Source organism: Streptomyces sp. NPDC059917 (assembly GCF_042730635.1).
In the GTDB taxonomy this organism is placed as follows: domain Bacteria; phylum Actinomycetota; class Actinomycetes; order Streptomycetales; family Streptomycetaceae; genus Streptomyces.
The window spans coordinates 22,844-30,989 of the sequence record NZ_JBHWLC010000048.1; the positions used below are offsets into that span (position 1 = coordinate 22,844).

Below are 8,146 nucleotides of genomic sequence, written 5' to 3' on the forward strand. Positions count from 1 at the left end.
TCGCTGCCGGTGATGCACGCGACCGGGGCCACCGCGTTTCGGGCGGCCCCGTCGCCCTCATCGCTCCCGCGTGTTCAAGGGAGTCGCCAGATCTGTGCCCGTGTGCCGTTGCAGGCGTAGATCTGGAGCTGCGTACGGTTCGCACGGGTCGCGGCGGGGTCGTCGACGCACCGGGCGGACGCGGGGTTCACGATGCCCGCCCCTTGTCCCGGGTTCCAGCGCCACTGCTGGGCGGAAGTGCCGTTGCAGGTGTGCAGCTGGAGCTTGGACCCGTCGTCGGTGGCTCCCGCCGTTACGTCCAGGCACTTGCCGAGGGCCCGTAGGGTGCCGTCGTTGCCGATGGCCCAGCGTTGGGCCGGGGTGCCGTTGCAGTCGTAGAGCACGACCGGGGTGCCGTCGGCGCGGTCGGCGCCGAGGACGTCCAGGCACTTCCCCTCGATCCCGGAGGTCACCGGTCCCTCGGGTCCGGTGGGGGACGGACCGTCGCTCCACGGGATCTGGGAGGAGCGGTAGTAGCGAATGCCCAGGGCGTCCCAGCGGGGGCCCTGGGCGGCGAGGCGCTGCGAGAACCCGGTGAAGTCGTGGGTGGCGGAGGGCGACCAGCCGAGTTCGGCATAGGCGGGCAGCCGGGGGAAGGTCAGGTAGTCGATGTCCTGCACCGTGCCGACGCTCTCCGACCACAGGGGTGCTTCGATCCCGCGGACGGAAGCGGCGGGGACGCCGGGCAGGTAGGTCGCCGGGTCCCAGTCGTAGGCGGACCGCACGTCGATGTCCGCCGACCACGCCAGGCCGATCACCGTGCGCGGGTCGTACTTCTGGTCGAGGTAGGCACGTTGGGCCGGGGACATGATCAGGCCCGTTCCGCGCGCGGCGGCGGCCGTCGTCGCGGCGTCGGCCGCGGCGCCGCCCCAGTACTGCACCACCGTGGACGCCTGGAGCGGCGCAGTCGCGATCTGGTACCATCCGAGGGCGGACTTGCCGTACTTCGCGACGGTCCGCTGCGCCCAGTCCATGAACCCGGCGTACTCCGCCGGGACGGTCGCGTCCGCTTCGTCCCCGCCGATCCCGATGTAGGGGCCCGGGGTGAGGGCGGCGATCTGGCGGACGACCTCGTCCACGAACGTACGGGTGACGGGCAGGCCCAGACACAGCGAGCTGAAGCCGACGCCGGTGCCGGTGTAGGGCGCCCGGGGCCTGCCGTCGCAGTTCAGCTCGGGGTACGACGCAAGAGCGGCATGGACATGGCCCGGCATGTCGATCTCGGGGACGATCGTGACGTAGCGCGACGCCGCGTGGGCGACGATCTGCTGGTAGTCGGCCTGCGTGTAGGAACCGCCGGGACCGTCCCCGACCGAGGTCGACGCTCCGACGGCGGTGAGGTTCGGCCAGCCGTTGATCGCGATGCGCCAGCCCTGATCATCGGTCAGGTGCAGGTGCAGGTGCAGGTGCAGGTAGTTGATCTTGTAGCGGGCGAGGTTGTCGATGTGGCGCTTGACCTCGTCGACGGTGAAGAAGTGACGTGCGACGTCGAGCATCGTTCCGCGGTGGGCGAAGCGCGGGTGGTCCAACACCTGGCCCCCGGGCACCGTCCACGAAGCCTGCCGGACGCTCTTCGACTCGATCTGCGCCGGGAGCAGTTGCCTCAGGGTCTGCATTCCGGCGAACAGGCCCTCGGGCTGCTGCGCGCGGATCACGACCCGGTCCGCCCCGACGTCCAGCTGGTAGCCGGTCGCGCCGACGGAAGGATCGGCTCCGGAGAGCAAGAAGGAGATGGCACCCGAGGGAGCGGCGGACGAGGGGGTCACCGGGAGCGGATACCCCGTGGACGGTCTCATGGTCTCGGCAAGCTGATCGCCGATCGTCCGCGCGGCGCTCGACCCCGCATCGGTGTGAATGCGCGTGGTCGAAGTGATCACGAAGGAGGTCGACGCGTCCGGGCGCACCGCGGCCGGCTGCGGCACGATCGTGCGCATGCCCGACGGGGCCGTCGCCGCCCGAGCCTCCTGCGACCCGGGGAAGGCGGGAAGGACGGGGAGGGCGGCCAGTACGAGGGCCGCGGCGGCTCTGGCGACCGGACGGGCCCTGCCGGACTTCCGACATCGTCGGGACAGGCGCACGACCGTGTCACCGAGGCTTCTCCTCGCGGGGAGCGCGGGGTGGCGAGTGGGTTCCATGGCTTGATCGTCCTCGCGGGCGAGGTCGGCGGAACACCCGCCGGGCGGCCCCTTCGCACCCGCCGACCGGCGGGGTCCGCATCGGCTCCGAACGGGAGGGAACGCGCCCTCCCGGCGGTGGCCGGGCTATACCCCGGCGGTCGCGTCGCTCGTCGCTCGTTCCACGGGGAGGAGCGCGCGGACCACGAATCCGCCGTGGGGAGTGGATCCGGCGCGGAACTCCCCGCCGAGGAGGTGGGCGCGTTCGCGCAGGCCGACCAGGCCACGTCCGCCGCCCGGCACGTTCGGGGACGGGGCGGTCCGATCGCCGGGCGGGTTGCTCACCTCGACCCGCAGACCTGCGGCGACGAGGTCGACCCGGACCCTCGCGGGGGCGCCCGGCGCGTGTTTGCGGATGTTGGTCAGCGCCTCCTGCACCGTGCGGTAGACGGCCCTCTCCACCGCTTCCGGTACGTCGGTCGGTACGTCCGCCAGGTGCAGATCGACCGCTACGCCGCTCGAACGGACGAGGTCGCCGATGTCCACCACCCGCGCGCGGGGGGCGTCGTCCGCATCCGAGCCGCCTGCGGCCCGCAGGACCCCGAGCATGTGGTGCAGCTCGGTGATGGTCTGCGACGCCAGTTCGTGGATCAGCCGGGCGCTGTCCCGGACGTCGACGTCCTGCGGCCCGCCGACCTGGAGCGCACCGGCCTGCAGGCTGATCAGGCTCACCTTGTGCGCGACCACGTCGTGCATCTCGCGGGCCAGGCGGTTGCGTTCCCCGGTCAGGACCCGCTCGGTCAGCATGCGGTTCTCCCGGAGCCGCCCCTCGCGCAGCTCGCACAGCCTCTCCTTCCACGCCCGGGATGCGTGGCCTGCCATGAGGGCGGCCACGGGCCACAGGCAGCCCTCCAGGACCAGGAAGACGGTCTCGGAGTGGAAGACGATCGCCGACGCGTCGACGAGGTAGTAGGAGAGGAGGAGGGTGAGGGTGGACAGTGCCGCGGCCGCCCCGCTGATGAGGAGGCGGCCGCGCACCGATGCCACGAAGTACAGGGCGAACAGCGGAGCCAAGGAGAGATGGCCGAGGAACACCCCCGGCAGCCCGGCGAGCAGGGCCACCTCGGGAACGTGCCGACGCAACAGCAGCCCGGCGGAGGCGAGGCCGATCGAGGCCCATACTCCGGCGTCCGTGGGCATGTCGTTGGCCACGATGCCGTCCAGGACCGCGACGACGACCGGCAGGGCCAGGGCGACCGGATGCGGGCCGCCGGTACCGCCTTCTCGTCCCGGATCCGTGCAACCCCACAGCCCGTGCAGCCACGCGGCGACGGCCGCTCTCACCGCAGGTCCGACCGGGCAGCGGGCAGGTTCGCCCGGTCGGCGACCACCGCCGCCTGCACCCGGTTGAGACCGCCGAGCTTCGCCAGGACGGAACTCACGTGGTCCTTGACCGTGCCGTGGGCCAGGTGCAGCCGCTCCGCGATGCCGCGATTGCTGAGTCCGGTGCCGAGCAGGCCCAGGACCTGGCGCTCGCGCTCGCTCAGGGCGCGCACGCGCCGCGCGGCCCCGTCGTCACGACCGGCGGCCAGGTAGCCCGCGATCACCCGCTTCGCCGCCTCGGGCGCGAGCACCTGGCCGCCGTCGGCCAGGGTCCGCACCGCCTGGATGAGGTGCTCCGGCGTCGAGTTCTTCATCAAGTAGCCGGCCGCGCCGGAGCGGAGCGCCGTGTCCACGTAGTCGTCCGAGTCGAACGTCGTCAGCATGGCCACCACCGGTGGATCCGGCAGTCGCTTCAGCTCGCGGAGCACGGACGGACCGTCCACCACCGGCATGCGGACGTCGAGCAGTACGACGTCCACGCGCCGGGTCCGTACGAGTTCCACGGCGCCCGCACCGGTGCAGTCGACCACCACGGTCAGGTCGTCCGCGGAGTTCAGGATCACGCGCAGCCCGGTACGGACCAGCGGCTCGTCGTCCACGACAGCTACTCGAATCAATGCCGTTCCTTGTTCCCGTGCGGAGCTGCCGCCGAGTACGACGGATTCCCGCCATGGCGCGTTCCACCCATGCGGTGTGTCCCGCGCCACAGATCAGTGCGACATGGACCGGCCGTACGGAGCCGTCCCGGCTTACGCGGGGTCGTAGGCGATCTGCAGGTCCGAGGCGTAGCCGGGGTCCGCTTCGGGGACGGGGGCCTCTCCTCCTCGGGCGCTCCTGCTGATGCCGTCGAACAGCGAGTAGTTGAAGCGGAAGCCGAGGTTGGCCGTGCCGATGCGCCCGGACACCTTGACGCGGAAGGTGCAGTTTCCGTACAGCGTGTAGTTCGTGTTGTGCCGGTTGTTCGGAACGGTGGAGTGCCAGTGGTAGTCGACGCCGACGGCGGGGTGCGAGTCGCTGTAGGGCAGCTGCATGTGGCCGGCCTTGCAGTTCATCGGCCCCACGGCGATCTTTCGCACCGTGGGCGAAGTGGTGAAGGACCAGGCCATCGGGGCGTTGCGCCCGACGTTCCCCGCCATGTTCACCTGGCCGTCGAACGTTCCGTTCGCGTCCGACCGGTGGTAGGAGGGCGTGGACATCTTGAAGGTGTGGCTGCCCTGGTTGACCCCGGCATGGGCCGGGGTGGCTCCGGTGAGCAGGGCCAGCGCGAGCGCCGGCACGGCTATCAGGGCGGATCTACGAACGGACAACAGCGACATCTGAATCCTTGGACTCTCGGTGGAGGAAGGGGAAACGAGCAGACGTGGGCGCCACGGCGTCGGTCATCGGTCATCGGTCACCGGCATCAGTCATCGGTCATCGGTCATCGGTCATCGGTCGAAGGTGATGTCGAGACCCGACGAGTACCCGGATCCGTCGTCCTTGGCAGGCCCCTGCGCGAGTGGGCCGCCGGTGACGCGCACGCTCACCGCCCGCCATGCGAAGCGGTCCTGGGCGGCCCGCTCCGCGGTGAAGCGGACGGCCTGTCCGACCGTCAGCTCCCGGTATCCCTCGGCGGCGATGCTGGAGAAGTGCGCCCACACCGGTGCGGGCAGGGACGGCGAGACCAGCACGCCCCAGCCCTCCTCGGTGTGCCACTCCTGTACGTGACCCTCGTGAAGCGGTTCGGACACGGCGTCAGTCATTGCGTTCTCCCTCCGACTTCGTCTGCGCGCGGCGGCCCTCGTCTGCTTGATCATCGCCCGGGTGCGGGACCGAGGGGCACCCGCCGTCCGGCCGGTCCGTACCCGCCGATCGGCGGGGTGGCGGCCGCTCGCAGGACCTCGACCCATGCTCCCGCGTCACCCGCGGAGTCGACACCGTCGACACTCGCGAGCGGCTCGCCGCTGTCTTCCATCGGAGCCCGCGCGTCGTGTCCGGCGATCCGTGGTGGGAGCGGCGAAGCTGGGGGCGGCTTCCGGACGGGAGCGGATCTGACCGCCTGCTCAGCGAGGGAACACGCTCATGCACGATCTCATCGCGCTGGTGGACGCGCACCTGGCCGCCGCGCGCGTCGCACCGCACGGCCGCAGCGCCCATCTGGTCGTGCACGACGGTGCGCTGCGGCAGAGCGTGATCGCGCTCGCCGCCGGTGCGGAGCTGGACGAGCACAACACGCCCCCCGCGGCCACGCTCCAGGTGGTGCGGGGCCGGGTCCGGCTGACGGCCGGTGGCGGCGGCGAGGAGCTCCGGGCCGGGCAGCTCTGCGTGATCCCCAAGGAGCGCCACGGTCTGCTCGCCCTGGAGGACGCCGCGGTGTTGCTCACGGCGGTCACCGCCGTGGCATGAGCGCCGCGCCGTGCGGGTGGGCGCCGGTCAGCGGCGGCCCGTGGACAGGGTGATGAGGAACTGACCGCCGCCCGGCTCGACCGCGGCGGTCACCGGCAGCCCGGGGACCAGCCGGGAGAAGCGGTCGACCAGCCAGTCCGCCGCCTCCTGGGCGTCCTTCTTGGTCGGGCAGCGGCCCACCATCTCGCGGCCGCCCTTGCGCTCCAGCCGGTCGGCGACGGTGATCAGCGGCGCGGGTTCGACGACGTACAGGTGCTCGGGCCAGGCGATGACCACCTTGACCGCTCCCTTGCGGGTGTTGCACCCGCGGTGCGCCAGGCGCTCGGCGACCTTGGCCTTGCGGTCGGTGGTCCTGCTGTCCACACTGGGCCCTCGCGGGTCGTTCACCGACTCGTCGGGGTCGACCGGTTCGTCGCAGACCCAGCACCGCCAGCCGTCGCGTTCGGCCACATCATCAAGAAGACTCATCCGAGCAAACTATCCTGCTCGACCGCCACCCGCGTACCGCGTGCGGGCCGACGGTGGGGACGGGGTGCTACTGGATGCTCTTGAGGTGGGGGTGTGCCGGGTCGGCGGGGCAGGCGAAGACGTTGAGTTTGCCCCAGCGGCCCACCGTGACACCGGTGGGCTCGTCACCGGCGCGGACTGCCGGATCCCGTTCCTCCAGCGGTATCCAGCTCGTGCTCCCGCCGTCCCATTCCATGCTGGCGACGGTCAGCAGCAGTTCCATCGGAGTCGCGCAGGCGGGGCAGTGCAGGACGGCGGCGTCGGTCAGGTTCCAGGAGGCGTGGCCGCCCGCGCGCCAGCCCGGCGGGATGGACAGGTCGAACTGGTAGGTCGGCCAGTCCCATTCCTCCACCTCCGCTTCCTCGGCCGCTTCTTCGAGGGCTTCCTCCCTGGCTTCGATGCGGGCGCACAGCTCCTCGGGCAGCAGCCCGTCGAAGGGGTACGTGACCACTTGCTCGGGGTGCAGCACGCACGGCTCGGGTACGTAGCCCTCGGAGCCCACCACCTCCGGCTCGGGCGGCCGCGCCATCGTCTCGGCGACCTCCCACGAGCGGCGCCAGCGCAGGTCCAGCAGCATGCCGGTGCGGTGCTCGCCGTGCGCGTCGAAGGGGCACCAGAACACCTGGAGCAGATCGCAGTCCCCCGGCCCCGCGAGCAGGTCGGGCACGTCCCGGCGGTAGAGCTGGGCCACACCGATCATCGGGAGCGGTTCCGCTTCCCCGCCCCGCCTCTCCCCGTTCTCCCCCACCATCCGGTGCCTGCGCCGGAGCTCCTCCAGCAGCAGCCGTTCCTCCTCCGTGGGGCCGGGGTCCGGGTGCCGGGCCCAGGCGTCGGCCAGGAGCCGCCGTTCCCGGTGGATGTCCGCGGGGCGCCGGCCGCGTCCGTGGGGGTGCGGATCGGTGCACACCGGCCACGGCTCGTCCGCGGGCCAGAGCAGGGGCCCGCCCACGGAGCTCATCGAGGCGTCGGGGCGGCCCGGCCGCGGGTGCAGCCGGGTGGTCGTGCCGCGGTGTGCGGCGAGCCCGGGGAAGAGCGCCTCGACGTCGAGGGGGCGCGGTGGCGTGGTCCTGGTCATGGTCCGGAAGCCTAGGGCCGCCCGCCGCCCGCACCGGTACGGGGCCCGCCTCGAACGGGGGCGAATGAGTCGCCGGGGCCGGGGCAGGCGGAGTTGAGGCGGAGCGCACGCATCCGCCTCGTACCGCAACGGAAAGGACGGACGGTGGGGAACGCCCCGCCGCCCTCCGCTACCGGAGGAGTTGTTTTCGCGTGACTGAGCATGTGTGGAGCTACACGTCGACCTCGGGCCACCTGGCCGGCGCCGATCTGACCGGTTACAAGGTCGAGGCGACCGACGGGAGCATCGGCAAGGTCGACAAGCACTCCGACCAGGTCGGTGACGCCTACCTCGTCGTGGACACCGGGGTCTGGATCTTCGGCAAGGAGGTCCTGATCCCGGCGAGCACGGTGGTCCGGATCGACCCGGAGGCGAGGAAGATCTTCGTCGGGCGGACCAAGGAGCAGATCAAGGACGCTCCCGAGTTCCACCGCGACAAGCAGCTCACCGACCCGGGCTACCGCCAGGAACTGGGCACGTACTACGGCCCGGACGTCCCCTTCGGCGGCCGACCCCGTCACCCTTGCCGCTTCCGGCCCGCTTCCGGTGGGCACGGGGCCGGCGTTGGCGTCGTCGCGCGTGAGCCCGGCCGATTCCAGCCCGC

Annotated in this window: 8 protein-coding genes and 1 pseudogene; 2 read left to right on the top strand and 7 right to left on the bottom strand. The window is 71.8% G+C overall.

Annotated elements, in window-relative coordinates:
- Nucleotides 1-74 precede the first annotated feature (74 nt).
- The 5 genes from ACFWAR_RS25475 to ACFWAR_RS25495 form a co-directional block, all read right to left on the bottom strand.
- Nucleotides 75-2,174 (bottom strand): family 20 glycosylhydrolase, encoded by a 2,100-nt coding sequence (locus tag ACFWAR_RS25475; protein ID WP_385781336.1) that lies wholly within the window; start codon nt 2,172-2,174, stop codon nt 75-77.
- 126 nt (nt 2,175-2,300) lie between these two features.
- The gene (locus ACFWAR_RS25480) at nt 2,301-3,497 is read right to left on the bottom strand and encodes a sensor histidine kinase (protein WP_385781338.1); all 1,197 of its coding nucleotides are present in this window, start codon (nt 3,495-3,497) and stop codon (nt 2,301-2,303) included.
- Nucleotides 3,494-4,153, bottom strand: coding sequence for a response regulator (locus ACFWAR_RS25485; protein WP_385781341.1), 660 nt, complete (start codon nt 4,151-4,153; stop codon nt 3,494-3,496). The genes ACFWAR_RS25480 and ACFWAR_RS25485 overlap by 4 nt, the downstream gene beginning before the upstream one ends.
- A gap of 132 nt (nt 4,154-4,285) precedes the next feature.
- On the bottom strand, nt 4,286-4,852 hold the full coding sequence (locus ACFWAR_RS25490; RefSeq protein WP_385781344.1) for a hypothetical protein: 567 nt from the start codon (nt 4,850-4,852) through the stop codon (nt 4,286-4,288).
- Nucleotides 4,853-4,963: 111 nt separating this feature from the next.
- Entirely contained in the window at nt 4,964-5,278 is a 315-nt protein-coding gene (locus ACFWAR_RS25495) for a cold-shock protein (RefSeq protein ID WP_385781346.1), read from the bottom strand.
- Nucleotides 5,279-5,597: 319 nt separating this feature from the next.
- On the opposite strand from ACFWAR_RS25495, the gene ACFWAR_RS25500 reads away from it, so the two are divergent.
- Nucleotides 5,598-5,921, top strand: coding sequence for a cupin (locus tag ACFWAR_RS25500; RefSeq protein WP_385781349.1), 324 nt, complete (start codon nt 5,598-5,600; stop codon nt 5,919-5,921).
- A 27-nt stretch (nt 5,922-5,948) separates the two neighbouring features.
- Here the strand turns inward: ACFWAR_RS25500 and ACFWAR_RS25505 are convergent, their stop codons facing one another.
- Nucleotides 5,949-6,389, bottom strand: a complete 441-nt coding sequence (locus ACFWAR_RS25505) for a hypothetical protein (RefSeq protein WP_385781351.1) — start codon at nt 6,387-6,389, stop codon at nt 5,949-5,951.
- A 67-nt stretch (nt 6,390-6,456) separates the two neighbouring features.
- Nucleotides 6,457-7,503 carry a hypothetical protein gene (locus ACFWAR_RS25510; protein ID WP_385781353.1) on the bottom strand — a complete coding sequence of 349 codons (1,047 nt, stop codon included), beginning with the start codon at nt 7,501-7,503 and terminating at the stop codon, nt 6,457-6,459.
- A gap of 191 nt (nt 7,504-7,694) precedes the next feature.
- Between ACFWAR_RS25510 and ACFWAR_RS25515 the strand changes: the two are divergent.
- Nucleotides 7,695-8,030: pseudogene (locus tag ACFWAR_RS25515) on the top strand (PRC-barrel domain containing protein); the annotation flags it as partial.
- Between the last annotated feature and the right edge of the window lie 116 nt (nt 8,031-8,146).